Source organism: Mangrovitalea sediminis, from assembly GCF_002514725.1.
GTDB lineage: Bacteria > Pseudomonadota > Gammaproteobacteria > Pseudomonadales > Oleiphilaceae > Mangrovitalea > Mangrovitalea sediminis.
Window position 1 is genome coordinate 135013 of the sequence record NZ_NTLB01000007.1, and the last position, 26125, is coordinate 161137.

26 protein-coding genes are annotated in these 26125 nt (G+C 59.5%); 16 read left to right on the plus strand and 10 right to left on the minus strand.

The window, feature by feature from the left end:
* Positions 1-67 precede the first annotated feature (67 nt).
* Positions 68-2509, plus strand: coding sequence for an EAL domain-containing protein (locus tag CLR77_RS17735; RefSeq protein ID WP_097462234.1), 2442 nt, complete (start codon positions 68-70; stop codon positions 2507-2509).
* A gap of 54 nt (positions 2510-2563) precedes the next feature.
* Here CLR77_RS17735 and argH read toward each other — a convergent pair whose 3' ends face one another.
* Entirely contained in the window at positions 2564-3958 is a 1395-nt protein-coding gene (gene argH, locus CLR77_RS17740; protein WP_097462048.1) for an argininosuccinate lyase, read from the minus strand.
* Positions 3959-4068: 110 nt separating this feature from the next.
* On the opposite strand from argH, the gene CLR77_RS17745 reads away from it, so the two are divergent.
* From CLR77_RS17745 to CLR77_RS17770, 6 genes are all read left to right on the plus strand, one after another.
* On the plus strand, positions 4069-5127 hold the full coding sequence (locus CLR77_RS17745) for a sensor histidine kinase (RefSeq protein WP_097462049.1): 1059 nt from the start codon (positions 4069-4071) through the stop codon (positions 5125-5127).
* A 25-nt stretch (positions 5128-5152) separates the two neighbouring features.
* A complete protein-coding gene (locus tag CLR77_RS17750) occupies positions 5153-5917 on the plus strand; it encodes a LytR/AlgR family response regulator transcription factor (protein ID WP_097462050.1) in 765 nt (254 codons plus the stop codon).
* 73 nt (positions 5918-5990) lie between these two features.
* Complete coding sequence (hemC, locus tag CLR77_RS17755) at positions 5991-6935, plus strand: hydroxymethylbilane synthase (protein WP_097462051.1); 945 nt, start codon at positions 5991-5993, stop codon at positions 6933-6935.
* On the plus strand, positions 6916-7701 hold the full coding sequence (locus CLR77_RS17760; RefSeq protein WP_097462052.1) for a uroporphyrinogen-III synthase: 786 nt from the start codon (positions 6916-6918) through the stop codon (positions 7699-7701). The genes hemC and CLR77_RS17760 overlap by 20 nt, the downstream gene beginning before the upstream one ends.
* Before the next feature lie 91 nt (positions 7702-7792).
* Positions 7793-8953 carry a uroporphyrinogen-III C-methyltransferase gene (locus CLR77_RS17765; protein ID WP_097462053.1) on the plus strand — a complete coding sequence of 387 codons (1161 nt, stop codon included), beginning with the start codon at positions 7793-7795 and terminating at the stop codon, positions 8951-8953.
* Complete coding sequence (locus CLR77_RS17770) at positions 8950-10197, plus strand: heme biosynthesis HemY N-terminal domain-containing protein (RefSeq protein ID WP_097462054.1); 1248 nt, start codon at positions 8950-8952, stop codon at positions 10195-10197. The genes CLR77_RS17765 and CLR77_RS17770 overlap by 4 nt, the downstream gene beginning before the upstream one ends.
* 78 nt (positions 10198-10275) lie before the next feature.
* Here CLR77_RS17770 and CLR77_RS17775 read toward each other — a convergent pair whose 3' ends face one another.
* The 3 genes from CLR77_RS17775 to rho form a co-directional block, all read right to left on the minus strand.
* A complete protein-coding gene (locus CLR77_RS17775) occupies positions 10276-11277 on the minus strand; it encodes a 2Fe-2S iron-sulfur cluster-binding protein (protein ID WP_097462055.1) in 1002 nt (333 codons plus the stop codon).
* Positions 11278-11283: 6 nt separating this feature from the next.
* Entirely contained in the window at positions 11284-12750 is a 1467-nt protein-coding gene (ubiD, locus tag CLR77_RS17780) for a 4-hydroxy-3-polyprenylbenzoate decarboxylase (RefSeq protein WP_097462056.1), read from the minus strand.
* A gap of 159 nt (positions 12751-12909) precedes the next feature.
* A complete protein-coding gene (rho, locus tag CLR77_RS17785; protein WP_097462057.1) occupies positions 12910-14172 on the minus strand; it encodes a transcription termination factor Rho in 1263 nt (420 codons plus the stop codon).
* Positions 14173-14526: 354 nt separating this feature from the next.
* On the opposite strand from rho, the gene moaB reads away from it, so the two are divergent.
* From moaB to CLR77_RS17805, 4 genes are read left to right on the plus strand one after another with little or no spacing between them, the layout of a single operon-like run.
* Positions 14527-15096: a molybdenum cofactor biosynthesis protein B gene (moaB, locus tag CLR77_RS17790; protein ID WP_097462058.1), complete on the plus strand. Its 570-nt coding sequence runs from the start codon at positions 14527-14529 to the stop codon at positions 15094-15096.
* 15 nt (positions 15097-15111) lie between these two features.
* Complete coding sequence (locus CLR77_RS17795; RefSeq protein ID WP_097462059.1) at positions 15112-16323, plus strand: molybdopterin molybdotransferase MoeA; 1212 nt, start codon at positions 15112-15114, stop codon at positions 16321-16323.
* 2 nt (positions 16324-16325) lie between these two features.
* Entirely contained in the window at positions 16326-16577 is a 252-nt protein-coding gene (gene moaD, locus CLR77_RS17800; RefSeq protein ID WP_097462060.1) for a molybdopterin converting factor subunit 1, read from the plus strand.
* Position 16578: 1 nt separating this feature from the next.
* Positions 16579-17049 (plus strand): molybdenum cofactor biosynthesis protein MoaE, encoded by a 471-nt coding sequence (locus CLR77_RS17805; protein WP_097462061.1) that lies wholly within the window; start codon positions 16579-16581, stop codon positions 17047-17049.
* 22 nt (positions 17050-17071) lie between these two features.
* Here CLR77_RS17805 and CLR77_RS17810 read toward each other — a convergent pair whose 3' ends face one another.
* Both CLR77_RS17810 and trxA read right to left on the minus strand, forming a co-directional pair.
* A complete protein-coding gene (locus tag CLR77_RS17810; protein WP_097462062.1) occupies positions 17072-17695 on the minus strand; it encodes a molybdenum cofactor guanylyltransferase in 624 nt (207 codons plus the stop codon).
* Positions 17696-17823: 128 nt separating this feature from the next.
* Positions 17824-18150, minus strand: coding sequence for a thioredoxin TrxA (gene trxA / locus CLR77_RS17815; protein WP_097462063.1), 327 nt, complete (start codon positions 18148-18150; stop codon positions 17824-17826).
* 326 nt (positions 18151-18476) lie between these two features.
* Between trxA and ppx the strand changes: the two genes are divergently transcribed.
* Positions 18477-19991 (plus strand): exopolyphosphatase, encoded by a 1515-nt coding sequence (gene ppx / locus CLR77_RS17820; RefSeq protein WP_264754706.1) that lies wholly within the window; start codon positions 18477-18479, stop codon positions 19989-19991.
* A gap of 6 nt (positions 19992-19997) precedes the next feature.
* Here the strand turns inward: ppx and CLR77_RS17825 are convergent, their stop codons facing one another.
* Entirely contained in the window at positions 19998-21917 is a 1920-nt protein-coding gene (locus CLR77_RS17825; protein ID WP_097462064.1) for an ATP-binding cassette domain-containing protein, read from the minus strand.
* Between the two features lie 49 nt (positions 21918-21966).
* Here CLR77_RS17825 and CLR77_RS17830 point away from each other — a divergent pair, with 49 nt between their 5' ends.
* From CLR77_RS17830 to CLR77_RS17840, 3 genes are all read left to right on the plus strand, one after another.
* Complete coding sequence (locus CLR77_RS17830) at positions 21967-22617, plus strand: TIGR02444 family protein (RefSeq protein WP_158227235.1); 651 nt, start codon at positions 21967-21969, stop codon at positions 22615-22617.
* Complete coding sequence (locus CLR77_RS17835) at positions 22614-23030, plus strand: hypothetical protein (protein ID WP_097462066.1); 417 nt, start codon at positions 22614-22616, stop codon at positions 23028-23030. The genes CLR77_RS17830 and CLR77_RS17835 overlap by 4 nt, the downstream gene beginning before the upstream one ends.
* Positions 23031-23164: 134 nt before the next feature.
* Complete coding sequence (locus CLR77_RS17840) at positions 23165-23905, plus strand: FKBP-type peptidyl-prolyl cis-trans isomerase (RefSeq protein WP_097462067.1); 741 nt, start codon at positions 23165-23167, stop codon at positions 23903-23905.
* Positions 23906-23979: 74 nt separating this feature from the next.
* Here CLR77_RS17840 and rsd read toward each other — a convergent pair whose 3' ends face one another.
* Together rsd and CLR77_RS17850 are read right to left on the minus strand one after the other, a co-directional pair.
* Entirely contained in the window at positions 23980-24453 is a 474-nt protein-coding gene (gene rsd, locus CLR77_RS17845; protein WP_097462068.1) for a sigma D regulator, read from the minus strand.
* A gap of 144 nt (positions 24454-24597) precedes the next feature.
* Positions 24598-25107: a disulfide bond formation protein B gene (locus tag CLR77_RS17850; RefSeq protein WP_097462069.1), complete on the minus strand. Its 510-nt coding sequence runs from the start codon at positions 25105-25107 to the stop codon at positions 24598-24600.
* Positions 25108-25224: 117 nt separating this feature from the next.
* On the opposite strand from CLR77_RS17850, the gene CLR77_RS17855 reads away from it, so the two are divergent.
* Positions 25225-25644, plus strand: a complete 420-nt coding sequence (locus tag CLR77_RS17855) for a flagellar basal body-associated FliL family protein (RefSeq protein WP_097462070.1) — start codon at positions 25225-25227, stop codon at positions 25642-25644.
* A gap of 43 nt (positions 25645-25687) precedes the next feature.
* Here the strand turns inward: CLR77_RS17855 and rmf are convergent, their stop codons facing one another.
* On the minus strand, positions 25688-25891 hold the full coding sequence (rmf, locus tag CLR77_RS17860; RefSeq protein ID WP_097462071.1) for a ribosome modulation factor: 204 nt from the start codon (positions 25889-25891) through the stop codon (positions 25688-25690).
* Positions 25892-26125: the final 234 nt, after the last annotated feature.

Genomic DNA, 26125 nt, shown 5'->3' on the forward strand with positions numbered 1-26125 from the left:
ATCCGGTGGCCAACAAACGGCGCGGCTCAATGGGGAGGTTTCCGGCAATGCGCAGAGGCTCGAACGCGTGAAAGAATTCCTGATTAGCCGCGTCCGTCCGGACCAGACGGAAGAACGTCGCCATGCCCGGATTCGCATCGACGACAACGGCTCGATCACTTACGCCGACGCGGCGGCCGAGCAGCTGTTCGGTTACGATCAGCACGTCCTGCCAGGCATGCTCCTCAAGCAACTGGTCGCCACCCGCCAGGACAACCCGCTCATGCCCCCCCACGACGAAAAGCTGCGGGAAGGGCTGCCGGTTATCATCACCTTACGTCATCGTGACGGCATCTTCTTTACCGGTGAGATCAAGATGCGGGTCCAGGTCAGCGATGCCGACCAGGCCGCCGAAGCCGCCATCGACCTGCGCCGGGAAGCGCCACTGGATCCCCGTGTTCTCCAGGTTGTCGAAGAAGCCGGCAAGCTCGGTATCTGGGAGCTGGATGTCCGCCATAATCACCTGACCTGGTCGGAAGGCGTGTACCGACTGTTCGAACTCCGCCCAGGGCAGGATATCAGCCCGGAACATGCGCTCTATTATTTCCACGACCACCAGCAGCGGGTTCGCGCCTCCTTCCGACGCTGCCTGCGTAGCGGCCGCCCCTTCTGTATGGACCTGACACTGCTGACCGCCCGCCAGCACAAACGTTGGGTCCGTCTTAGCGGCAAAGCCCTGAATAAGGGCGAGCAGGTCACCCTCCTGGCCGGCACCATCGTCGACGTTTCCGACGAATACCGCCGGGCGGCCGAGAAACAGCACTGGCAGGGCCTGTTACGAAGCCTGATGGCCGCGACAGATGACCTGGTCGTCGCCGTCAACACGGACCTGTGCATTCTTGCCATGAATCGCGCCTATGCCGACCAGTTCGAGCGCACCTTCCAGCAACGACCGAAGGAAGGCGATCAGTTGACACATCTCCTCCAGGAATATCCCAACGAGCGCCGCCTCTACCAACGGCTTTGGGAGCGCGCCTTCGAAAGAGACACCTTCTGCGTGGAGATGCCCCTAGCCCAACAGGAACGGGAACTGCCGGTCTACGAGATCCACTATCATCGCCTGCTCAATGCCGACGGCGAAACTGTCGGGGCCGCCCATATGGCCCGCAATATCAGTTCACGCATGCGCGCCGGTGAGAACCTGAATTACCTGAGCAGTCACGACCCCATGACCGGGCTGCTGAACCGGCGGGAGCTACTGAACCGCATCCAGCGCGCCATAGATGTGGGTATGAATCGCGGCACCCCATACAGCCTGCTCTATCTCGACCTGGACCATTTCGCCGAATTCAATACGCTCTCGGGCCCCGGCGCAGGCGATCGTTACCTGCGTGAACTGGCCAATATGCTGACCGCCAAGCTGCGTCAGCGCGATGCCCTTGCCCGCGTTGCGGGCGACAAGTTCGCCATCCTGCTCGACAACTGCGGCGAAACCGAAGCCCGCAAGGTTGCCGAAAACCTGCGCATCACCATCGAAAGTTTCTCCTTCGAATGGCGCGGGCACCCCCTGCAAACCACCGTCAGCGCCGGACTGATCCCCATCCCCAGCGCGGAACCCGGAACATCGGAAGACTTACTGGCACTGGCCGCCGATCTCTGCCAGACAGCACGCAATGCCGGCCGCAACAGAGTCCATGTGCATCGTGACCAGACCATTGCGATGGCCGAGCACGAGGCAAGAGAGCTGTTGCAACACCTACAGGACTGCGTGCAACGCGGAGAAGGCATCGTGCTGGAGTTCCAGTCCATGCGACCGGTCAGTAGCGTCACCTGGGGGGATTATGTCGAGATTCTGGCCCGTCTGGCCGACGCTACGCCAGGCTCACCCCACTGGCAGCCGGATGCCTTTCTGCCGGTCGCCGAACGATTTGACCTGGCACAGCAGCTGGACCGCCAGGTGATTGAGCGCACCCTCGCCTGGCTCTCAAAACATCCGCTGCTCGAGCCGCGCCTGAAACTGTGCAGCTTCAACCTGTCCCTGGCCAGCGTCCTGGACCATACCCTTGCCGATTTCGTAGGCACCCTGCTGGAAAGCTGCCGCTTCCCCGCCGATACCTTCTGCTTTGAAATCCGCGAGCGTGATGCCAGCCAGCACCCAGAAGCAATTCAGCGCTGCTGCGATGATCTGCACGACCTTGGCTGCAAGGTCGCGCTCGATGGCGCAGGCGCTTCGGTACAAGGCTATGCGCTCGCTGCACGGCTGCCGGTCGACATCATCAAGCTGGACCAGGCTCTCATACAGAATCTGGCCGATGACCCGGTTCAGCAGGTTATGGTGGAGGCACTGCATAAGATTGCGGAAGTGTCGGGCAAGATTACGGTTGCACCCTTCATCGAAAGCGATGAAGCGCTACGGGAGGTGCGGCGCTTAGGCATTCACTTCGCCCAGGGCTTCCGCCTGGCGCCGCCGCGGCCGCTGGATGAGCTGGCGCCGCCGGTGGTGGACTGGCCTCACCGCAGCGCGCCATGACGCCTCAAGGATAACCGCCACCGCGGTCATCCTCGAAACGGCTAACCTTTGAGGTTACGCCAAACGCGTACGGGCCCGGGAAACAGCAGCCCGCACCTGATCCGGCGCGGTGCCACCAATATGGTTACGCGCCTGCACCGACCCATCCAGGGTCAGCACCTCGAACACGTCTGCCTCGATCACGGTGGAGAAGCGCTGAAGCTCTTCGAGTGTCATTTCCGACAGATCCCGCTTTTCCGCCACACCAAAGGCAACGGCCTTACCCACAATCTCGTGGGCATCGCGGAAAGGCACCCCCCGCTTGACCAGATAGTCGGCCAGATCGGTAGCCGTGGAGAAACCACGACGTGCCGCCGTGCGGGTCTGCTCACGCTTCACCTGCAGGGCCGGCACCATGTCGCCATAAGCCTTGAGGCAGCCTTTGACCGTATCCACGGTATCGAACAAGGGCTCCTTGTCTTCCTGATTATCCTTGTTGTAGGCCAGCGGCTGGCCTTTCATCAGGGTCAGCAGGGATACCAGGTGGCCATTGACGCGGCCGGTTTTGCCGCGCACCAGTTCGGGCACATCCGGATTCTTCTTCTGCGGCATGATCGAAGACCCCGTACAGAAACGGTCGGGCAAATCAATGAAATCGAATTGGGAGGAGGTCCACAGCACCAGCTCCTCACTGAAACGGGACAGGTGCGTCATCAACAGCGAAGCGAAAGCACAGAATTCGATGGCGAAATCGCGATCGCTGACCGAATCCAGCGAGTTTTCGGTCGGCGCATCGAAGCCCAGCAGTTCGGCGGTATAGGCACGGTCGATCGGGTAGGTGGTACCAGCCAGGGCCGCAGCGCCCAGGGGCATAATGTTGACCCGTTTACGACAGTCCAGCAGCCGCTGATGGTCCCGCTCCAACATTTCGAACCAGGCCATCATATGATGACCGAAGGTCACCGGCTGGGCCGTCTGCAGGTGGGTAAAGCCCGGCATGACGGTGTCCGCCTCGCGTTCGGCCAGGTCCAGCAGGCCAAATTGCAGCCGGCGGATCTCTTCGCCAATCACGTCGATTTCATCGCGCAGGTAGAGACGGATATCAGTCGCCACCTGGTCATTGCGCGAGCGCCCGGTGTGAAGTTTCTTGCCAGTAATGCCGATGCGATCAGTCAGGCGTGCCTCGATGTTCATGTGCACGTCTTCCAGGCTCACCGACCAACCGAAACTGCCCGCCTCGATTTCCGCCTTGATTGCCTGCAACCCTTCGATGATCTGGTCCCGCTCCTCGTCGGTCAACACCCCTACCCGGGCCAACATGGTCGCATGGGCGATAGAACCCGTAATATCATGGTGATAGAGGCGCTGGTCGAAGCCTACCGAGGCTGTGAAGCGCTCCACAAAAGCGTCCGTGGGTTCGCTAAAACGGCCGCCCCAGGGTTTTTCGGACGTCTTGTTCTGGTCAGTCATGGTCTATCTTCCTATCTTGACGATGCGCCACATCATGAGGGGAGCGCTGCAGGGCGCCGATTATAACATTCATACAGGGCAACGCATGTGCCTCCGAAAAGACCGAGCGAATGATTTCCCAGGACACCGATAACCCCAAGGCGCCCGACCTCTATATACCCGACCTATGTCGGGTGCGCGCCGTTTTCCTGCTGCTGGTGACAACGGAACTGGTCGTCCTGCTGTTCGCACTGATTCGCGGCGACAATCGCTGGATCGACTGGGACTTTTTCGGGCTTGCGTCGCTGTTTTCCCAATGGGCGGTACTGACCTGTGCGGCCCTGATCTGCAGCCTGCGGAGCTGGCTCGCCCGTCTGTCAGTGCCTCAAGTAACCCTGACAGTGATGTTCATCATCCAACTGGATGTTCTGCTTTTCAGCCTGTTCGCCAACGGCCTGCTGCAATGGAGTGCCTGGCACTTTGCCTGGAACTGGCGGGCCATCGGCCACAACCTCCTGATTGCCCTGATCGTCAGCGGTATCGTGTTACGTTACTTTTTCCTGCAATTTCAGTGGCGTCGCCAGAAGCAGGCCGAACTCAGCGCGCGACTGACCGCCCTGCAGGCACGCATCCACCCGCACTTCCTGTTCAACAGCATGAATACCATCGCCAGCCTGATCGCCACGCGGCCGGCATTGGCCGAAGACGTCGTGCTGGACCTGTCCGAACTCTTCCGTGCCAGCTTACGCACTCAGGAACGGCTGATCCCCCTCGATGAGGAAATCGCCCTTTGCCGACGCTATCTGCACATCGAACAATTGCGCCTGGCCGAAAGGCTGACCGTGGAGTGGTCGCTGGCACCGGGAATCGGGCATCAGGCCATCCCGCCACTGACCTTGCAGCCGCTGTTGGAGAATGCCATCTACCACGGCATTCAACCCCGCCCCGATGGTGGACGGATACACATAGAGACCCAGCATCAGGGCAATGCCGTCTACATCCTGGTGCATAATCCATTGCCGGCAGCCGGGCAACGCAGCAGCAGCGGCAACCGCATAGCCCTGGACAATATCCGGGCCCGCCTGGCAACGTTGTTTGGGGAACAGGCAGTCCTCAAGACCAGCCGCCCCAACGACGAATTCACGGTTACAATACGATTGCCCTGGCGCCCCCTGAATAAAACCGCCTGACACCGGAAGTACGGACGAGAACGCCATGCCACACCGCATACTTATCGCCGATGACGAACCCCTGGCCCGCGAACGTCTGCGCCGACTGGTGCAGGATCTTGCCGATTGCGAAGTCTGCGGAGAAGCGGCTGACGGGCAGCAGGTCCTTCACGAGGTGGCCAAATGCGGGCCGGACATCGTGCTCCTGGACATCCGCATGCCGGGCATGGACGGCATGGAAACCGCCGAACAACTGACCCGGCTGGAGAATCCTCCCGCCATCATTTTCTGCACAGCCTATGATCAATATGCGATCGAGGCGTTCCGGGTACAGGCCGTCGACTACCTGTTAAAACCGGTGCGCCGGGAAGCACTTGCAGAAGCCCTGGAGCGTGCCCGCAAGCTTAACCGGGTACAGGTCGAGGCCCTTCGGGAAAAGACATCAACCGACGATTCGGAAACCTGCCTGGCCATTCGCAATCACCGCGGTACCGAGCTGATCGACCTCGCCCACATCCTTTACTGCCAGGCGGACCAGAAATACGTCACCATCTTTCATGACGCAGGCGAAGCCGTCACCGATTTCACCCTCAAGGAACTGGAATCGAACCACCCGGATACCTTCCTGCGCATTCACCGCCAGACCCTGGTGGCGCGCCAGCGAATAAGCGGCCTGCAACGCGATGCGCAGGGCCAGTATCGGGTCAGGCTGCGAGGCACGACCGCGCGGCCGGACGTCAGCCGGCGCCATGCTTCGGATATCCGCCAGTGGCTGACGGGGCGGGGTCTGACGGAAGACAGCGACGACTGAAAGCGTTAACCTATAACCCCTCAGGCAGCATCACCGCTGCATTCGCGACCCAACTGGACGACGCCACAGCCCCATGACCCGACGTACCCTGCGCATCGCCACCCGTAAGAGTGCCCTGGCCCTCTGGCAGGCCGAGCACATCAAAGCCGAACTCGAGCGCCTGCATCCCCATATCGACGTTGAACTCCTGGGCATCAAAACCCAGGGCGACAAGATCCTCGACGTGCCGCTGGCCAAAATCGGTGGCAAGGGACTTTTCGTCAAGGAACTGGAACAGGCCATGCTCGCAGGCGAGGCCGATCTGGCGGTGCACTCGATGAAGGATGTGCCGATGCTGTTCCCGGAGGGGCTTGGTCTGGCGGCGATCTGCGAACGGGAAGATCCCACAGACGCCTTCGTCAGCAACCGTTTCGCCAGTCTCGACGAACTGCCACAGGGTGCTGTCGTCGGCACGTCCAGTCTGCGCAGGCAATGCCAACTCCGGGCCCATCGCCCAGACTTGCAGATCCGAACCCTGCGCGGCAACGTCAATACCCGACTGGCCAAGCTCGATGCAGGGGAATTTGATGCGATCGTTCTGGCCAGCTCCGGCCTGAAGCGGCTGGAATTCTCCGACCGGATACGCGCTACCCTGCCGGAAACCATCTGCCTGCCTGCCGTTGGGCAGGGGGCTCTGGGCATAGAATGCCGAGAAGACGATGCCGACCTGCAAGCCTTACTCGCCCCCCTGAACCATGCTAAGAGCGCTCTTTGCGTGCGCGCCGAACGCGCCATGAACCGGCGCCTGGAAGGGGGCTGCCAGGTACCGATTGCCGGCTTCGCGGTGCTGGAAGGTGACAGGGTCTGGTTACGTGCACGAGTCGGTGCGCCGGACGGAACCCTCATCTACCGCAGCGAAGGCTATGCCGAGGCGACTCTCGAGGCTGCTGAGGCGCTGGGCATCTCCCTCGCCGAGGAGTTGCTGTCTCAAGGTGCCGACCGGATCCTGTCGGAAATCTATGGCCACGACTTCCAATAAGGGACCTTTAGATGGCCTGAGGGTGCTCCTCTGCCGTCCGCAAGGCCAGAACCAGCCGCTACAGGAAACGCTTGAATCGGCCGGTGCGAAAACCCGCACTCTGCCCCTGCTGGGTATCGAACCGCTGCCGGAAACCCCGGAACAGCGTGCATTGATCCAGCAACTCGATGCTTACAGCCGGATTGTGGTGGTCAGCCCCAATGCCGCCAGACTGCTCCTGGAGCTGGCAGATGCCTGGTGGCCGCAGTGGCCGACAGGCATAGAATGGTTTGCCGTCGGTCAGGCAACAGCAGAGTTACTGGAGGCGGCCGGCCTACACTGCCACCGCCCCGACAACGGCCACACCAGCGAGGACCTGCTTCAGCAGCCGCTGCTGCAACGGCTCGAGGAACAACGTTGCCTGGTCTGCAAAGGCGAAGGCGGCCGCCCCCTGTTGAGCGACACCCTGCGCCAGCGGGGTGCCAGAGTCGACGAGCTGATCCTCTACCGGCGCCAGGCCATCCACTGGCCGGAAAGCCGCCTCCGCGAGGATCTGGTTGCCTTTGACCCACAGGTCATCCTCGCGCTGTCGGTGGAAACATTGAATAATCTGATCGCCCTGGGTCAAAATACCGACCATACTTTGTGTCGGCGGGCCCTGCTGGTGCCGGCCGAGAGGGTTGCGGCGAAAGCCCGGGACATCGGATTTTCAACCGTACTAGTGCCGGCACACATGACCCCTGAAGCCATGCTGGATACGCTGGCGGACTGGCATGCCCGGCATTGAAAGGCTCGGGCAACAAAGCCCCGGTTTCACCGGCTGCCTTGGCGAAACGCACCCAACGCACCCGCATACGACCCGATAAGAAAGGACGCCTGTGACCGAATCCAAGAACACGTTGCCCGCTCCTTCACCAACACTCCCCACGGCGCGCCGGATTCGCCTCTGGCCTCTCTGGCTGATCTGCGTGATCGCGCTGGTCACGGCCCTGGTCCTGGCGGGATTTGCGTGGCGACAATGGCAAATCAACCAGAACCTCAGCACCGATATCCAGCGGCTCAACCAGCAGTCCCGAGACGTCACACAGCAACTCTCCCAAGGCAGTCAGCAGCTCGATCAGCGCTTGCAGCAACTCCAGCAGCAGCAGACTGATCAGGCTAACACGCTGAGCCGCCATACCCGCGAGATCGACCACAACGCCAACGCCCTGCTGCAAGCCGGCCACCGTTCGCGCACCGACTGGCTGCTGGCCGAAGCGGAATACCTGCTGCGTATCGCCAACCAGCGCCTGCAGATCGAAAGTGACTATCGCGGGGCATTGAAAATCCTGCAGACAGCGGATCAAGTGCTGAAAGAGTCCGACGACGCTGGCGTATTCCCCGTCCGCAAAGCCCTGGCCCAGGAAATCATGGCCCTCAAGGGCGTGCAGGACGTGGATCGCACCGGCCTTTACCTGCAGCTCGAAGCAGCCATTGAAACCGTCGACGGTCTGACCGACCAGGCTCTACTCAAACCCTCCGCCACCAGCAACCAGCCAAGGACTCAAAAGACAACTGACGATTCAACGCCTCCCAACGCCACTGGCAAGCTGGAGAAACTCTGGCAGGAGACCCGCCAGGCACTGGCCCGCGTCATCGTCATCCGGCGCCTGGACAAGCCGGTCAAGCCACTGCCCTCGCCGGAAGTCAGCGCCTATGCCCGCCTGAATCTACGGCTATTGCTGGAACAGACGGAAATGGCCTTGTTCCGGGGCAACACCCCGCTCTACCAGAAGACGCTCAACGATGCGCTGCACGCGCTCAACACCTGGTATGACGACAGCGAAGCACCGGTGCAGGCGCTGAAATCGACATTGAGCGACCTGGCCAAACGCAACATCAATCCGCCGCTGCCGGATATCAGCGAATCCCTGAGACTTCTTAAAGCCCGCCTGGATGGCCGTAACACGACGGCAACCCCAAGCTCGAATAGCGACGCAGCAAACAGCGGCGATAGCACATCGGCCACCTCCACCCCGGATCAAGGAACCGCGCAATGAGGCGGCTCTTCATACTACTGCTGGCGGGCCTGGTGATTGGAGGCCTCCTCAGTCTTGGCATCAACTACGATACCGGCTATATCCGCATCAGCCTGGGTCACTACCTCATCGAGACCAATTTCTGGGTCGGCCTGTGCCTCCTGATCCTCATCATGATGCTGTGCAGTTTCGCTCTGGCAGTCATTCGCCGCTTGCGCTCAGGCACGTCCATCTTCGGCAACTGGCTGTCACGCAGTGGCGAACGGCGGGCCCGACGCCGCACCACGCAGGGATTATTGGCCCTCGCCGAAGGGAAGTGGCCGCGGGCGCGCAAGTTGCTGGAATCCTCAGCCCCAAATGCCGATACGCCGCTGATCAATTACCTGGCGGCCGCCCAGGCCGCTTTTGAGGAAGGCGCCGGCGAGGATGTCGACGACCTGTTGAGGCGCGCCTACGAAAGTACTCCCGGCTCCGATCTTGCCGTGGGAATCACCCAGGCACAGCTGCAGCTGGCCGGCAATCGCCTGGAGCAGTCGCTGGCGACACTGATTCGTCTGCGCAAACAATCGCCCCGGCACCCATTCGTACTCAAACTGCTGAAGAACGTATACGAACGCCTCGAGGACTGGCGCGAGCTGAGCCAATTGCTGCCCGAGCTGCGCAAGCACCATATCCTCCCGGAAGAGGAACTACACCGGCTGGAGCGCCAGACGTGGCTAAGCCTGATGCAGAAGGCTGTTGACGACGTTCGCCGCCAGACCGGCAGCAGCCGCAACCTGGATCAGTTGAAGCGGATCTGGGATGAGGTTCCCACACCGCTCCGCAAGGACGAACAGATCGTGCTCGCCTATGCCCAGCACCTGTCCGAACTCGGTTCCGACGCCGACGCTGAAGTCCTGCTGCGCAAGGTTCTCCGTGGTCACTGGTGCGATCCGCTGATCAACCTGTACGGTCGTCTCGCCGGAGCAAAACCGGACGAGCAGCTCCTCACGGCAGAACAATGGCTGAAGGAGCGCCCCAACAACGCTGAACTGTTGCTGGCCTTGGGACGTCTGAGCCTAAGAAATGAACTCTGGGGTAAAGCACGGGAGTACCTGGAAGCCAGCCTGAAACAGAAACGTGCACCGGAAACCCTGGCAGAACTGGCCCGACTGAACGCCCATCTGGGGAATCACGAACAGAGCGTGGAGTATTTGTTACAAGGACTGTTGAAGGACAGTGGGCTCCCGGACCTGCCAATGCCGAAAGCTAGAGAGCAACTCTGAAGAACGCCTGCGCAGGGGCCGAACGACACCCCTGCTTACGCACTACATACAAAATTGGGAGAACCAACGGCCTCCGCGTTAATCACGCGGCGCATATTCCAGCACATCAGACAGGAAATGCTCCGCTGGCATCCCCGCAGCCAGCAGGGCATCCATCAACGTATAGACCATGGCGGGAGACCCGCTGACCATCGCCAGCGTGTTCGACCAGTCATGACCGGCAGCAAGCACCGCCTTCACCAACTGCTCGTGGTGACCGCGCCAGTCGTTATCTTCATCATCCTTGACCACCGGCACAAAGGTAAACGACGCCCAGTCGGACTGCCACTGCTCAGGCATGGCCCGCAGGTACATATCCTCGAGACGCCGGACACCCCAGTAGAGCACGACCGGCTGTACCGTTTCGTTGGCGCGAAGATATTCGACAACGCTTTTCATCTGCGCAAACCCGGTGCCCGCCGCGATCAGGACAACCGGCTGCGCGGGCACTTGTCCCAGGCAAGCCTTGCCGTACGGCAACGTGACCGGCACGGCTCCATGGCGACGCAAATAGTCGAGAATATTCTGGGCGGTATCCCAATCTTCCCCGGCCTGAATATGTAATTCCAGCTCCCGGGCAGCCGGCGCACTGGCAATGGAGAAATAGGCCGGCTCGGCGCCGGGCAATTCGATAGCCAGATACTGTCCGGCGTGAAAACGGACGACCGGGTGAGCGGGCAGCTCCAACCGGACACGCGACACGTCATCGCTGATCGGCGTAACGTCCAGCACCCGACAGCGCACGTTCAACGTCGGCAGTTGTCCTGCACCCATAATCTCCTCGGCTTTGATGTCCAGGTCGCTCAAGGCTTCCACTCTACATAGATTGAAGGTTGCCGGCGGCGTCCGCACCTCATCGGCACGGCTATCCCACAAGGTACCGGCAATCAGGGATGCCTGGCAAAGGTCACACACACCGTTGCGGCAACCGAAACGCACGGCAAGTCCGTGGCGGCGAGCCGCATTCAGCAGGTTTTCGCCAGTCTCTGCTGTAATGTTGATGCCAGCGGGCTGGAAGGTTATCCGTTTTTTGCTGGCCATGCGATGTCAATCGATGCCCAATTCGCTCCAAAGACGATCGACCCTGTCGCGCACGTCCTGGGACATAGTGATGGCCCGCCCCCATTCCCGGTCCGTCTCGCCGGGCCATTTGTGCGTCGCGTCGAGCCCCATCTTCGAACCCAATCCAGCAACCGGCGAGGCAAAGTCCAGGTAATCTATCGGCGTGTTTTCGACCATCACCGTATCCCGTTTGGGGTCCATCCGGGTGGTCAATGCCCAGATCACATCATTCCAGTCGCGCGCATTGATATCGTCATCGGTCACGATCACGTATTTGGTGTACATAAACTGGCGCAAGAACGACCATACGCCCATCATGACACGCTTGGCATGGCCGGGATACTGCTTGCGCATCGTCACCACGGCGAGCCGATAGGAGCAACCTTCCGGGGGCAGATAGAAATCGACGATCTCGGGAAACTGCTTTTGCAGAATCGGAATAAAAACCTCGTTGAGCGCCAGCCCCAAGACGGCAGGCTCGTCGGGCGGACGTCCAGTGTAGGTACTGTGATAGATCGGCTTGCGCCGGTGGGTAATCTTCTCGACGGTAAAGACCGGAAAACGCTCCACCTCGTTGTAATAGCCGGTGTGGTCGCCGAAAGGCCCTTCATCCGCCATATCATCGGGATAAAGGTGTCCCTCCAGGACGAATTCGGCGCTGGCCGGCACCTGCAAATCACTCAGTTGTGCCTTGACCAATTCCGTTCGCGAACCCCGTAAAAGACCGGCGAACGCATATTCAGACAGGGCATCTGGTACCGGCGTCACCGCTCCCAGGATGGTTGCCGGATCGGCGCCCAGAGCCACCGCTACCGGAAAGGGCTTACCGGGATGACGCTGTTGCCACTCCCGGAAGTCCAAGGCCCCGCCGCGATGGGACAGCCAGCGCATAATCAGGCGGTTACGACCGATCAGCTGCTGCCGATATATTCCCAGATTCTGCCGCTCCTTCTCGGGGCCACGCGTAATCACCAGTGGCCAGGTGACCAGGGGCCCGGCATCGCCCGGCCAGCATGTCTGGATCGGCAGGCGGTAAAGGTCGACATCGTCGGCTTCGATCACCACGTCCTGGCAAGGTGCGGACCGCAACACCTTGGGTCCCATTTTCATAACCTGACGAAAGATGGGCAACTTCTCGAAGGCGTCACGAAACCCCTTTGGCGGTTCGGGTTCTTTAAGGAACGCCAACAGCTGACCAATTTCCCGCAGGCTGGCGACATCCGCACGCCCCATCCCCATTGCCACACGTTTGGGCGTCCCAAACAGATTGCCAAGGACCGGGATGTCGAAACCCTTGGGGTTTTCGAACAACAACGCTGGACCGCCACGCCGTAGCGTGCGATCACAGATTTCGGTCATTTCCAGAACCGGATCGACCGGCACGCTGATCCGCTTCAGCTCACCAGCTTTCTCCAACTGATCGATAAAGTCTCGCAGGTCTTTGTAGGTCATGCGCAGCGCTATACCTGTGTCGAACCGGAATGGGAGGGATGCCTACTATACCAGACAGCAGTATTGCACCCGAGAAGGCGCGGCCTGGCACACAAGAACGCTGCCGCGCGACAAAAAAAAGGCACAGCAAGCTGTGCCTTTCCTACAGAGTTACCAGACTTACCGCTTTTTCATCGCCTGGAAGAACTCATCGTTGGTCTTGGTGTCCTTCAGCTTATCGAGCAGGAACTCGATCGCTGCCACATCGTCGTCCATCGAGTGCAGCAGCTTACGCAGAATCCAGACACGCTGCAGCTCGTCTTCAGCCATCAGCAGGTCTTCGCGACGCGTGCCGGAACGACGGATATTGATCGCCGGATAGGTACGTTTTTCGGCCACCTTACGGTCCAAATGAACCTCCAGGTTACCCGTGCCCTTGAACTCCTCGTAGATAACTTCATCCATCTTGGAGCCGGTGTCGATCAACGCCGTCGCGATAATCGTCAGGCTGCCGCCTTCCTCGACGTTACGCGCTGCACCAAAGAACCGTTTCGGTTTTTCCAGGGCGTGAGCATCGACACCACCGGTCAGAACCTTGCCGGAGGACGGAATCACCGTGTTATAGGCACGAGCAAGACGCGTGATCGAGTCAAGCAGGATAACGACGTCTTTCTTGTGCTCGACCAGGCGCTTGGCCTTCTCGATAACCATCTCGGCCACTTGCACGTGACGGGCCGGCGGCTCATCGAATGTCGACGCCACTACTTCGCCGCGTACCGTGCGCTGCATATCCGTCACCTCTTCCGGACGCTCGTCGATGAGCAGCACCATCAGGTGACATTCCGGGTTGTTGCGGGTGATGGACTGGGCAATATTCTGCATCAACAGTGTCTTACCAGCCTTGGGCGGCGACACGATCAAACCCCGTTGCCCCTTACCGATCGGTGCCACCAGGTCGAGAATACGTGCCGAAAGATCTTCGGTACTACCGTTACCGGCTTCGAGACGGAGGCGTTCCTGGGGGAAGAGGGGGGTAAGGTTTTCGAAGAGGATCTTGTTGCGGGCGTTTTCCGGTTTATCGAAGTTGATCTCATTGACCTTCAGAAGAGCAAAGTAACGCTCCCCTTCCTTCGGTGGCCGGATCTTGCCGGAAATAGTATCGCCCGTGCGCAGGTTGAAGCGTCGAATCTGGCTAGGCGAGACATAGATATCGTCCGGGCCGGCCAAATAGGATGCATCAGCGGAACGCAGGAAGCCGAAGCCATCCTGCAGGATTTCCAGCACGCCATCACCATAGATATCCTCGCCGCTTTTCGCGTGCTTCTTGAGGATACTGAAAATGACGTCCTGCTTGCGCGAACGCGCCAAATTTTCGAGTCCCATCTGCTGGGCAATATCCAGCAGTTCGGGCACAGTCTTTTGCTTGAGTTCAGTAAGATTCATAGGTTGTCGATGACGTAGACTGGAGAAGCCAATACAGGTTGTGGAAAAGGAAAGGTCGAAACTGTCGGATTATGAACTAATTTCGGATCAAGAATTCTTTTGGGACAGATAACGGGTGGTGGGCACCACCCCAGCGTGACGTAAGGATGCGCTGGATGTCTGGGGCATTATAGCAATAAAAAGTCGCAATGCCACCCTTTCCGACGACTTACCCTCAACCAAGGTCTTTGACATCTCAGGGCACTACCGTCGTCGTCAGGCCGTTACCAGTGATAAGATATAAGCCTAAGTGCGCCCGGACGCAAGTTTCCCGTCGCAAAATTTTATTGCCCGGCAATGATTTTGGACCCCAGCATGAGCGCAAACGCCGAATTCATCCCCCTGAACATCGCTGTCCTGACAGTATCGGACAGCCGTACGGAAGCCACTGACAGCTCCGGCCAATACCTGACCGCAAGCGCCAGGGAAGCCGGTCACCGCATCCTGGAAAGGCGACTCATGCCGGACGACGTCTACCTGCTGCGAGCGCAGATTTCCCATTGGATCGCCAACCCCGAGATCCAGGTCATCCTGATCACCGGCGGCACAGGCTTCCATGAACGGGACAGCACGCCAGAGGCGCTGATACCACTGTTCGACAAAGAGATCGACGGATTTGGAGAGCGTTTCCGGGCGCTGTCCGCTGACGATATCGGGTCCTCCACGATCCAGTCTCGCGCCATCGGCGGCCTGTCAAACCACACCGTCATATTCTGCCTGCCCGGTTCTACCGGCGCCTGCCGAACCGGCTGGGAAGCCCTGATCCGCGACCAGCTCGACAGCCGTCACCGCCCCTGCAACTTCGTCGCGCTGCTGCAACGCAAACCGCAGCGCTCGCTCGACCCCCTGCAGACACGACTGGCAACCGACTGCCCGCTGCCCTAGAAAGGAAACACTCTGATGCCCGCAACGCTGACGCCGCTGGACGAGGCTCTGAGTCGAATTCTCGAGCTGGCGCCACCACCACCGGACGCTGAGAGGATTTCCCTGGGCGACGCCCTTGGCCGTGTCCTGGCGGAATCCCCTTGTGCGCCCATGGCGATACCTCCCGACGACAACAGTGCCGTCGACGGCTATGCCGTGCGCATTGCCGACGTGGGAGATGCTCCGCTACCGATCAGCCAGCGCATTGCCGCCGGCCACGCGCCCACAGCCCTGACACCGGGCACCGCAGCTCGCATTTTTACCGGCGCAGTAATCCCCGAGGGAGCTGACGCGGTGATCATGCAGGAAGACGTCCAATTCAACGGTGACTGCGTTCAGCTACCCCGAGACCTTCGCACCGGACAAAACATCCGCCTGCGCGGCCACGATATCCCCCAAGGCGAAACGCTCCTGTCCCACGGGCAACGCCTGCGGCCGCAGGAGCTGGGACTTCTTGCATCCGCAGGCTTGAGCGACATACAGGTCTATCGACGCCTACGGGTCGGCATTCTCACCACCGGCGATGAACTCGTCGAACCCGGCCGACCGCTGGCGCCCGGCCAGATTTACAACACCAACATCTTTACATTGAAGGGGCTGCTCCAGCGCCTGGGGTTCGAAACGGTCGATCAGGGCATCGTTCAGGACACCGCCGACGCCACTTCAAAGGCACTGGAAACCCTGGCGCAACGCAGCGACATTATCATTAGCAGTGGCGGCGTTTCGGTCGGCGAAGAAGACCACGTCCGTCAAGCCATAGCGCAACATGGCGAACTGGCGCTCTGGCGCATTGCCATGAAACCCGGCAAACCCCTTGCTTTCGGCCATGCCTGGAACCGTCCACTGCTCGGCTTGCCCGGCAACCCGTCAGCCGTTCTGCTGACCTTCCTGCTAATCGCCCGGCCCTTCCTCTTGCGTGCCCAGGGGGTTACGGGGCCGGTCACCCCAATGTGCCACAGACTACCGGCCAATTTCGGTATCGAGCGCCCGGGTCTGCGCCGGGACTTTTTGAGGGCCCGGCTGGTGCAGGGCGAAGACGGCCTCCGTGTCGACATACATCCCAATCAAAGTTCGGGCGCACTGCGCGCAGCAAGTTGGGCAGAAGGCCTCGCAGTGATACCCGAAGGCAAAATCCTTCAGCGGGGAGACCTCGTCGACTACCTCGCCTTCAGCGAACTTCTGGACTGACCATGATACGCATCCTGTTTTTTGCCGGCCTGCGCGAACGCCTGCATACCGCCGAGCTCGAACTGCCTGCCGACCACATCGCGACGGCGGGAGACATCATTACCGACTTGAGCCAACGGGGCCCCGCCTGGGCCGAGGCATTTTCGGGTGGCGCGCCCGTGATGGTCGCCATCAACCAGACGATGGCACGTCCGGCAAGCAAGGTGGTGGACGGCGACGAAGTCGCCTTTTTCCCGCCAGTGACCGGAGGTTGAGATGATTCGCATCCAGCATGAAGATTTTGATCCCGGCGCCGAGCAGCAGGCACTGGAAGCGGAGGCCAGTGGACTAGGCGCTGTTTGCACCTTCACCGGACTGGTCAGGAATCATGGCGACAGACAAGACGTCGAAGGGCTGTTTCTGGAACACTACCCCGGTATGACCGAACGCGCCCTGGAAGCCGTTGTTGCCGACGCCTTTGGCCGCTGGGACTTATTGAGCTGCCGCATCATCCATCGGGTCGGACTGCTGCAACTGGGAGAGAGAATTGTCTTTGTGGGTGTTGCCAGCGCGCACAGACAGGATGCTTTCGCCGCCTGCGAGTTCGTGATGGATGCCCTCAAGGTCAGCGCCCCATTCTGGAAGAAGGAACTCAGTGCCGAAGGCGATCACTGGGTGACACAAAAGGATGGCGACCGGGACCGCGCCCAGCGCTGGTCTCCCAAAATAGACGCCGGCACACCCTAGGCGCAGTTGAGTCCTGACTGAGTCAGCCGCCCAAGCTTTCCCGTCGAGCCAGCACCGCCGCCATCCGTGACTGGTCGAAGGCCCGATTGACATTGAGGAAGTCGTTCGCCAGATCGTCGCAGTCGACATGCACAGGGTGTAGCGACTGCACGAAGCCCCGGGCATCCCGGTGCTCTTTTTCCAGCCACTCACTCAGTCGGCTCAGGATGGCCACGGGGAAGATGCCGTGCAGCGGCTGCACCCGCCCGCCGAGTGTCGCCACGACCACTCGTCCCGGATGATCGTTTGCCACACCTACAAGCCGCTCGAAGAACGACCTGGACAACGCCGGCGTATCGCAGGGAACCACCAGAACATGATGCCACCCCAGGGACGCGGCCTTGTGCAGGCCGGTATAGAGGCCAGCCAAAGGTCCTTCCCCACGGTATTTCTCGTCGGCAAAGACGCGATCCGCCCAGCCCGCATACTCGGATGCGTGCCGGTTGGCGCTGATAAAGAGTTCGTCGGTCCAGTAACCCAGCGCCCTCGCTAAACGGGCAACATAGGTTTCGCCGCCTGCGCTCAGCAGCCCCTTGTCGGCACCACCGAGACGGCGACCGGCTCCGCCGGCCAACACCAGACCCACACACGGCATACGATGGGACATAGGCCTTTCCTGGAACGGTCAGTTACACCGGGCCGCTTTGCAGCGGACACGGAAGGAACATAGGTTATCGCTTTGCCGCACCCCTCTGTCGCCGCTGAAGCGGGCCGTGGAGTGCGGCTGGGGCAGGATCAGAGATTACTGTCGAGGAATGCCGTCAGTTGCGACTTGGACAGTGCTCCTACCTTGGTGGCGTCCACATTGCCGTTCTTGAACAGCATCAGGGTCGGAATACCGCGAATATTGAATTTGGGCGGCGTCTGCTCGTTCTCGTCGATGTTGAGCTTGCAGATCTTCAACTTGCCTTCGTATTCATCGGCAATCTCTTCAAGAACCGGCGCAATCATCTTGCAGGGGCCACACCACTCAGCCCAGTAATCAACCAGTACAGGGCCGTCGGCTTGAAGCACTTCTTGCTCGAAGCTTGAATCACTGACGTTGATAATCTTTCCGCTCATTGCCATTTCCCGATAATACATGACTGTAAAGGGCGTCAAATGACAGCCCAGTTAGCGACGGCAGCCGGTCATCACGCTAACGACCAGTCTGTCGCCCCCGACTCATTACACACGCAATTTAACCCGTTAGGGCCGTTAAACACTACCCCAACTTTTCACGTAGCAGCTGGTGATTACCATTATGACACCGCCACCCCCGTTACTGACAGCCCCGAGGGCTTTGGCTTATAGTTACCGGCAGTGCCGACCGCCGCCCGGCGCAAAAATGGTCAAGGGCGTGACAGGCTTTTCCCACTATAGGGTCAGCAAAGAGGATTTCAAGAGACGTGACGGGGCCTCAATCCGCCAGTAACAGCCCCGAGCTGCTGGCAGCCATCGACATGGGATCCAATAGTTTCCACATGGTGATCGCCCGCCTGGTTCAGGGTGAGATCCGGACCTTGGAGAAAATGGGCGAGAAAGTGCAGCTGGCGGCGGGCCTGAACCCCGGCAACAGACTGACCGAAGAGGCACAGCTACGCGCACTGGAATGTCTCAGCCGCTTTGCACAGCGACTGGGTGGCATGCCACCGGAGGCGGTGCAGGTCGTTGGAACCAATGCCTTGCGGGTTGCCCGCAACACCCGAGAATTCCTGCATCGGGCAGAGCAGGCACTGGGTTATCCGGTATCCGTTATCGCTGGCCGCGAGGAGGCGCGACTGATCTACCTTGGTGTCTCCCATACACTGGCAGATGATGCGGGGCGGCGACTGGTCATCGATATCGGCGGCGGCAGCACGGAATTCATCATTGGCGAACGCTTCGAGGCCCAGGAACTGGAAAGCCTCCACATGGGCTGCATTTCCTTCCGCGACCGCTATTTCAGCGACGGCAAGATTACCCGCAAACAACTGGACCAGGCGATCACCCACGCGGCGCAGGAGCTGCTGAACATCCAACGCCGTTATCAACGAATCGGCTGGAACAGCTGCGTCGGTTCGTCCGGCTCGATCAAGGCGCTGAGTGTGGTGCTCAACAACCTCAAGCTGGGCAACGACATCACGCTTGCCGGACTCAAGGAACTCCGTCAGCGCCTGCTGGACCTGGGGCATGTCGACAAACTGAGCGAGCTTGGCGTTCGCGCAGACCGCCAGAATATTTTCCCCGCGGGCTTTGCGATTCTCTTTGCGGCGTTCGAATCCCTGCAAATCGAACGCCTTGCCTATGCCGACGGCGCACTGCGCGAAGGGTTGCTTTACGACATGGTGGGACGAATCCAGCACGAGGATGTCCGTGAGCGGTCCATCCAGGCACTTCAGGAGCGCTATCACATCGATACCGCCCAGGCCGCGGCGGTCGAACAAACCGCCATCCACGCCTATCAGCAGGTGGCCCACATCTGGGGGCTGGATTCACCGGACGACGAAAACCTGTTGCGCTGGGCCTCGCGCGTCCATGAGATCGGCCTGGCCATTTCCCACTCCCAGTACCACAAGCATGGAGCCTACCTGGTCCGTTTCTCCGACATGGCCGGTTTTTCCCAGGAGTTACAGCAGGCCTTGGCGACACTGGTCCGCGGGCATCGCCGCAAATATGCCCCGGCCATTTTCGAAGGAATGGAACAGGAAACCGTTGAGAAACTGATGCGCCAGGGCATCCTGCTACGTTTGGCCGTCCTGCTCCAGCATGCACGCAACCAGGAACCGCCACCCCCCATGACGCTGAAGGCGGGAAAACGGAACCTGGAACTCCAGATTCCGGCCCGATGGCTGGAAGATCGCCCCCTGACCCGCGCCGATCTCAATAACGAACGGGATTACCTGTCCAAGATCGACTTCACACTGAGCATAAAGCCGACCTGATCGCCCTCAGGCGCTCAGGCCTTCGGCCTGCATCTGTTCGTACCGCTCACCGACTTCGAGCCAACGCTGCTCTGCTTCCGCCACGGCACGCCGGCAATCCGTCTGCTCTTGCAGCAACGCCTGCAAGCGAGACTTTTGCTCCACCTCGTATAAGCCACTGTCCCCTAACGCTTCTTCGATATCGGCCAGACGCGACTGCAGGCCTTCCAACGTGTTCTCCAACTGATCCAGCTCGCGCTTGAGCGGACTCAACCGCTGACGCAGTTCAGCCTCCAGCTTGCGTTGTAGCTTACGATCTTCCTTGCGCTCGCTGTTGTCGGCCAACGACTCCGTTCGATTCCGATCTCCAGCCGACTGGCGCTGTTCCGCCAGCCAACGCTCGTAATCGTCGAGGTCACCATCAAAGGGTGCCACGGCGCCGTCGCTGACACGCCAGAACTCATCGACAGTGTTGCGCAGCAAATGGCGATCGTGAGACACAACCACCATCGCGCCCTCAAAGTCCTGCAAGGCCACGGTCAAGGCCTGACGCATCTCGAGGTCCAGGTGGTTGGTCGGCTCGTCCAGCAACAACAGGTTGGGCTTCTGCCAAGCGACGATAGCGAGAGCCAACCGCGCTTTTTCTCCTCCGGAAAAATGCCGGATGCCGCCCAAGGCCACTTCCCCGGGGAAACCGAAGCCACCCAGGAAATTACGCATCGACTGTTCGCTGGCGTCAGGCGTTAGACGTTGCAAGTGCAGGACCGGACTGGCGTCCAGATCCAGCGCCTCCAACTGATGCTGGGCAAAGTGCCCGCAGGACAGGTGCTCGCCGGCCACCCGCTGGCCATGGCGCAACGGCAGGGCTCCCCGCAGCACATCGATCAATGTCGATTTACCCGCACCATTGGGCCCGAGAAGACCAATACGACTACCCGGCAACAAGGTCAACTTCAAATGCTGCAGAATCGCCGTCTCGCCGTAGCCGACCTCACCGTCACGGATACTCAGCAGGGGATTGGAAATCTTTGGCGACACCGGAAAGCGGAAACGAAACGGCGAATCGATATGAGCCGGGGCAATTTCTTCCATCCGCGCCAGGGCTTTAAGGCGGCTTTGTGCCTGACGCGCCTTCGTGGCCTTGGCCTTGAACCGGGCGACGAACCGCTGAATTTCCGCTATTCGTTCCTGCTGCTGCTCATACTGGGCCTGCTGCTGCGCCATTCGCTCTCTGCGCTGGCGCTCGAAGGATGAGTAATTACCCGTATAGAGATCGAGGCGGCGCTGGTCAAAATGCAGCACATGGGTCGCCACACGATCCATGAAATCCCGGTCGTGGGAGATGAAAAGGAGGGTTCCGGGATAGCTCCGCAACCAGCCTTCGAGCCAGAAGCAGGCATCCAGATCCAAGTGGTTGGTAGGCTCGTCCAGTAACAGGAGATCGGATGGCATCATCAGTGCCTGCGCCAGATTGAGACGAATACGCCAGCCCCCGGAAAACGCCTGTACCGGCCGCGACATCTGCTCGTCACTGAATCCCAGCCCACGCAACAGAGATTCCGCGCGCCGCGCGGCATCCCAGGCCTGGAGCGTTTCCAGCTCCCCGTGAACGCGCGCGACCGCATGGTCGTCGGAGCGTGCTTCCGCCGCGGCGAGCTCGGCCTCCAACCGGCGCAAAACATGATGCCCATCGAGCACAAAATCCCTTGCACTGCGATCTGAGGCGGCGACTTCCTGCGCCATATGCGCAATCCGGCAGCCCCCCGGCAGGGATACCTCTCCTTTATCCAGCGGCAGATGACCGAGAACGACCTGGAACAGGCTCGACTTCCCGGCACCATTGGCGCCAACCACTGCCACGCGTTGGCCCGGCTGGATAACGGCAGAGCCGCTCTCTAGCAACCACTGTCCGCCACGTTGTAAACTAATGTCATTGAATGTCAGCATGGCGGCATTCTACCGGATTTGCCCGCCTCACCGAGAGCCCCCCGACAGCATGAATAACCCAGGCCGGCAACCGACAAAATCCTCGCCCCAGGATCTAACCGATCAACTCCCGTCACTGGTATTGGAGAATCCGCTTTGGCGGTTTGCGGTCGACCTGTGGCGATCAGAAGCCCTACAGAACGCCTGCCTCGCCCTGCAGGATAACGGCTGGGTGGTATCGCACCTTATCGTCGCATTATGGCGGGCGGATAGTGGGCATCACTGGGACGCTGCCGAACCGGCCGCAATCACGCACTGGAGGCACATCTATACCGCACCCCTGCGCCAGATGCGGCGAGAGCTGGCGTCGAAGGACACGACCCTCGGCTTGCGACGCAAGGTAGCAGAGGCGGAGCTGGAAGCAGAGCGGATCGAACTGGCACTTTGGCATCGCCATTTCGACGAATCCTGGATACGCCAAAGCACGGATGACGGACCTAACACTTCGATGAAAACAGGCGAAAGCTCACATCAAGTCAGCCAGGACCCGGCCAGACTGGCGGCAATGAACCTGACGACCCTGGCTAAAACCCGACATTTCAGCCACCACACCGCCCTGCTGCAAGCCCTAATGCTGGCATACCACCCTTCGCTGCGTCTCGACGAGGTGGTGTCATTACTCGACGTGAGCAGCGCTACGCAGGAGGAGTCTGCATCGTGAACAAGTGGCTTTTACGACTGCTCTTTATCCTGGCGGTGGCACTGCTGGCCTACATGCCTGCACTGTTTCAGAAAAAGAAGAATGAGTCTACGGCCACACCGCTGCCGTCCTTCGAATCCGTGGTTCCGCCGCCGATCAGGGACGGCGGCCCACATGTCGTCTATAAGTGGCAGGAAAATGGAGTTTGGCATTACGCTGACAAGCCGCCCGCCAATCATGACTGGGAACCACTGACGGTCAACCCGGACACCAACCTGATACCATCCCCGAAAGACGCCGGAAAGAACCCTGGAACGCCTGCGCCCATGTCTGATACTTCTTCCGATGGGCGCACACCCGGCGGCCGGGTCGAGGAGCGCCACGCGCTGCTATCCGGCACAAGACCCCCCGGCTCCAGCATAGAATTCGACTGATTTTGCCCTCAAAGAGTGAGTACCCGCCAAATCTGAGCGCTTATCCCTTGGCATGTGAGGACGAAAACAGCTACCTTATGTTCCCGCAAGAGTCCCATTACTGGGTCACATCCACCCGCGCGAAAGGATACGACATGAAACGTACCCTGCTTCCGGCGTCCCTGATTGCGAGCCTGCTCGTCTCAACCGCCTGGATCGGCACTGCACAAGCCGCTACTGATCTGAAGAACAAGGACGACAAAGTTAGCTACAGCATGGGTCTGGTTTTTGGCCAGCGTATGCAGGCCAACCTTCCTGAACTGAAAATGGACGCTTTCGTTGAAGGTATGCGGGATGGCTACGATAAGACAGCCAAGCCCAAGATGACCGAAGATGAAGTCCGCACGACTCTGCAGGAATTCCAGCAGGCCGAGCGTAAGAAGCAAATGGAACAGTTCAAGAAACTGGCTGACGAAAACAAGAAGAAAAGCGAGGCATTCCTCAAAGCCAACGCGAAAAAAGCTGGCGTAAAAACCACTGACAGCGGCCTTCAATACGAAGTACTGAAGAAAGGTACCGGCCCTGCACCGAAGCCCGGCGACAAAGTTACCGTCAACTACACTGGCACGCTGATCGACGGCAAGGTTTTCGACAGCTCACGCGAGCGCGGCAAGCCGGTGACCTTCGAATTGACCGATGTCATTCCTGGCTGGACCGAAGGTCTGCAACTGATGCATCAGGGTGGTCACTACAAGCTGTTCATTCCGTCAGATCTGGCTTACGGCCCGGGCGGAAACCGCTCTATCGGCCCTAATGAGGCACTGATCTTCGATATCGACCTGATCAAGGTCGAAGCGGGCAGCAGCAAGAAAGGCGACGCGGGCAAGAAAGAGTAAGCATCCACGCGGAAACCTGATACACAAAAAGGCCGGCATTAAGCCGGCCTTTTTTTCTTTTTCAAAATAGCGACTCAGGCAACCTTATCCGCATGAGCGGTATGCAAGGCTTCGATCAGCACGTCCTCCAACTCAAAGCGCTCTTCCAGGGTTTCCCCCAACTGCGACACATGCTGATAAAGATCCTGTAACCCCACACCAGTCCCATCACAACCGTCAAAGCGGTCGTTGAATTCCAGCGCAGCCTCCGTTGTCGCTTCGATTCGGGGAAAAATACGACTGACCAACTCCAGGCCGCCGTCATCGTACTCACAAGCTTCCTGAATCAGTTGCTCATAGATTTCAAAATGTCCTGCGGAAACATAATCCACCAGCAGCTCACAGAATACCAACAGGGCGGCACGCAGTTTCTCTGGTGAGTCAAAATCATCTGCCCGACTCAACTGACAGTAGTTCACGATCAGTTGCTGACGTTCCTTCAGCCAGCGATCGATCATGACGTTTACACCACCCCAGCGCTCCTTTGCGCTGCTGACGTTTTCCAACATGGGCCCCTCACTCTCTGAATGTCGTTATTGTTATCGACCAACTTTGTGACCAATCAAACCGCACGCGAAACCCGGTATCGGCGGGTTAAAGCAGCGCGTCAGCATTAATCGACAAAACCTTGCCATAAAATCAAATTACCCGATTCAGATGCGGCCAGCAAGCGCGGATGCCTTGGGGCGAAGAACGACATACAGCGCCAGAAGCGCCATACCGACAAAGGCGACCAATGTCCAACCCGGCATACTTAGCCCGAGAAAGCGCCAGGTAACCTGGGCGCAGTCTCCACTCCCCCGCAGGGCCAGCGAGAGCGCCTTAACCAGGGGGAAAGCCTGGATCATATAATCGAAACTCGGCAGGCAGGCAGGGACCTGATCAGCGGGCAGGTGCTGTAACCAGAGCTGGCGAATGGCCAACCCCGCCCCAGTACCGGCAAACAGCAGGAGGAAAATGCCGTAAAGACGACCGCCCCATCCTCGCGGATTGTGCAGCGCCGCCACCAACCCCACGACACCCACCGCAATCACCGCGCCCCGCTGCAACATACACAGCGGGCAGGGTTCGAGCCCCATGCCATACTGAAAATACAGGGCAATGCCCATCAGGGCGGCACAGCCCAAAAAATACAGTACAAACAATCGTCGATTGGTTGGCATAGCGTGTCCCGTATTAAAGTCATTGAACCGGTGGAGTTCCATCGCCGGCCTGCTATTCTATCCAGGTGCCGCGATGCGTATCCGATAAAACCGGATTAAAAGGAAAACTGCAAGCCCATGTCCCGTCCGATTCGACTGTTTTTCTCCTTCATGCTTGCCCTGATGTTATCCAGCCAGGCCATTGCCTCCGAAGGTGGCGGTGAAGCCAAACCAAGCGCGACCTATGTCGACCTGAAGCCCTCGTTCGTCACCAACGTGGGCGAACCGTCGCAACGCATGAGTTATCTCAAGGTGGATGTCACACTGCGGGTGGCGTCATCGGAAATCGCGAAACAGGTTGAGCAACAGCAACCTGCGATCCGCAATGCGCTGGTGTTCCTTTTCAGCGATGCAAAAATGGACGAAGTGACCACGCCAAAAGGACAGGAAGCCTTGCGCAGCGAGGCGCTGAAGGCCGTCAACGAAGTGATGAAAAAAGAGGAAGGCAAACCCCTGGTGGAAAACGTACTGTTCACCACCTTTGTCGTGCAGCGCTAGTCGGGGTAAGGCAAGGCCGGCGAGCAGCAACGCTCACCGGCGCTCAGGCAATACGAATTCCAGATTTACGCTCTTCCACGACTGCCGCCGCGCCATCTTCCCAGCCGGCCTCCCAGGCAGCAGCCACAACATCGCTGCGATACGGACAGCGATCATGCTCCATACCCATCAAGCCCGCCATATAGCCCTGACGGTATGCTTTATTCAGTGATTCAAGATCCCAACCCAGACTGATGTCTCTGGCCATAACGGCCTCCTCCGCATCTTACCTTCGCCCGGTTTATACACGCAGCAATAAAAGATTCCCCGCTCCGGCAGAAGGCACCGTTGCTTGGCGTTGCTTTATAGTTTCTTTTTATTACGCCGCACAGAGACTGGATTCTCACCAAGATAAGCGAACTGCCGCCTATCACCCCATGTAAGCGTCGTTACAGACAGTAACACCTGATTACATTATGAACAACTGAGTTTGGCCCTTTTT

What these genes read in the sequence shown, in the direction of transcription:
- argH (WP_097462048.1), bottom strand. Translation starts at nt 3,958, where the DNA reads ATGACTGACCAGAACAAGACGTCCGAAAAACCCTGGGGCGGCCGTTTT.
- CLR77_RS17745 (WP_097462049.1), top strand. Translation starts at nt 4,069, where the DNA reads ATGATTTCCCAGGACACCGATAACCCCAAGGCGCCCGACCTCTATATA.
- CLR77_RS17750 (WP_097462050.1), top strand. Translation starts at nt 5,153, where the DNA reads ATGCCACACCGCATACTTATCGCCGATGACGAACCCCTGGCCCGCGAA.
- hemC (WP_097462051.1), top strand. Translation starts at nt 5,991, where the DNA reads ATGACCCGACGTACCCTGCGCATCGCCACCCGTAAGAGTGCCCTGGCC.
- CLR77_RS17760 (WP_097462052.1), top strand. Translation starts at nt 6,916, where the DNA reads ATGGCCACGACTTCCAATAAGGGACCTTTAGATGGCCTGAGGGTGCTC.
- CLR77_RS17770 (WP_097462054.1), top strand. Translation starts at nt 8,950, where the DNA reads ATGAGGCGGCTCTTCATACTACTGCTGGCGGGCCTGGTGATTGGAGGC.
- CLR77_RS17775 (WP_097462055.1), bottom strand. Translation starts at nt 11,277, where the DNA reads ATGGCCAGCAAAAAACGGATAACCTTCCAGCCCGCTGGCATCAACATT.
- ubiD (WP_097462056.1), bottom strand. Translation starts at nt 12,750, where the DNA reads ATGACCTACAAAGACCTGCGAGACTTTATCGATCAGTTGGAGAAAGCT.
- rho (WP_097462057.1), bottom strand. Translation starts at nt 14,172, where the DNA reads ATGAATCTTACTGAACTCAAGCAAAAGACTGTGCCCGAACTGCTGGAT.
- moaB (WP_097462058.1), top strand. Translation starts at nt 14,527, where the DNA reads ATGAGCGCAAACGCCGAATTCATCCCCCTGAACATCGCTGTCCTGACA.
- CLR77_RS17795 (WP_097462059.1), top strand. Translation starts at nt 15,112, where the DNA reads ATGCCCGCAACGCTGACGCCGCTGGACGAGGCTCTGAGTCGAATTCTC.
- moaD (WP_097462060.1), top strand. Translation starts at nt 16,326, where the DNA reads ATGATACGCATCCTGTTTTTTGCCGGCCTGCGCGAACGCCTGCATACC.
- CLR77_RS17805 (WP_097462061.1), top strand. Translation starts at nt 16,579, where the DNA reads ATGATTCGCATCCAGCATGAAGATTTTGATCCCGGCGCCGAGCAGCAG.
- CLR77_RS17810 (WP_097462062.1), bottom strand. Translation starts at nt 17,695, where the DNA reads ATGTCCCATCGTATGCCGTGTGTGGGTCTGGTGTTGGCCGGCGGAGCC.
- trxA (WP_097462063.1), bottom strand. Translation starts at nt 18,150, where the DNA reads ATGAGCGGAAAGATTATCAACGTCAGTGATTCAAGCTTCGAGCAAGAA.
- CLR77_RS17825 (WP_097462064.1), bottom strand. Translation starts at nt 21,917, where the DNA reads ATGCTGACATTCAATGACATTAGTTTACAACGTGGCGGACAGTGGTTG.
- CLR77_RS17830 (WP_158227235.1), top strand. Translation starts at nt 21,967, where the DNA reads ATGAATAACCCAGGCCGGCAACCGACAAAATCCTCGCCCCAGGATCTA.
- CLR77_RS17840 (WP_097462067.1), top strand. Translation starts at nt 23,165, where the DNA reads ATGAAACGTACCCTGCTTCCGGCGTCCCTGATTGCGAGCCTGCTCGTC.
- rsd (WP_097462068.1), bottom strand. Translation starts at nt 24,453, where the DNA reads ATGTTGGAAAACGTCAGCAGCGCAAAGGAGCGCTGGGGTGGTGTAAAC.
- CLR77_RS17850 (WP_097462069.1), bottom strand. Translation starts at nt 25,107, where the DNA reads ATGCCAACCAATCGACGATTGTTTGTACTGTATTTTTTGGGCTGTGCC.
- CLR77_RS17855 (WP_097462070.1), top strand. Translation starts at nt 25,225, where the DNA reads ATGTCCCGTCCGATTCGACTGTTTTTCTCCTTCATGCTTGCCCTGATG.
- rmf (WP_097462071.1), bottom strand. Translation starts at nt 25,891, where the DNA reads ATGGCCAGAGACATCAGTCTGGGTTGGGATCTTGAATCACTGAATAAA.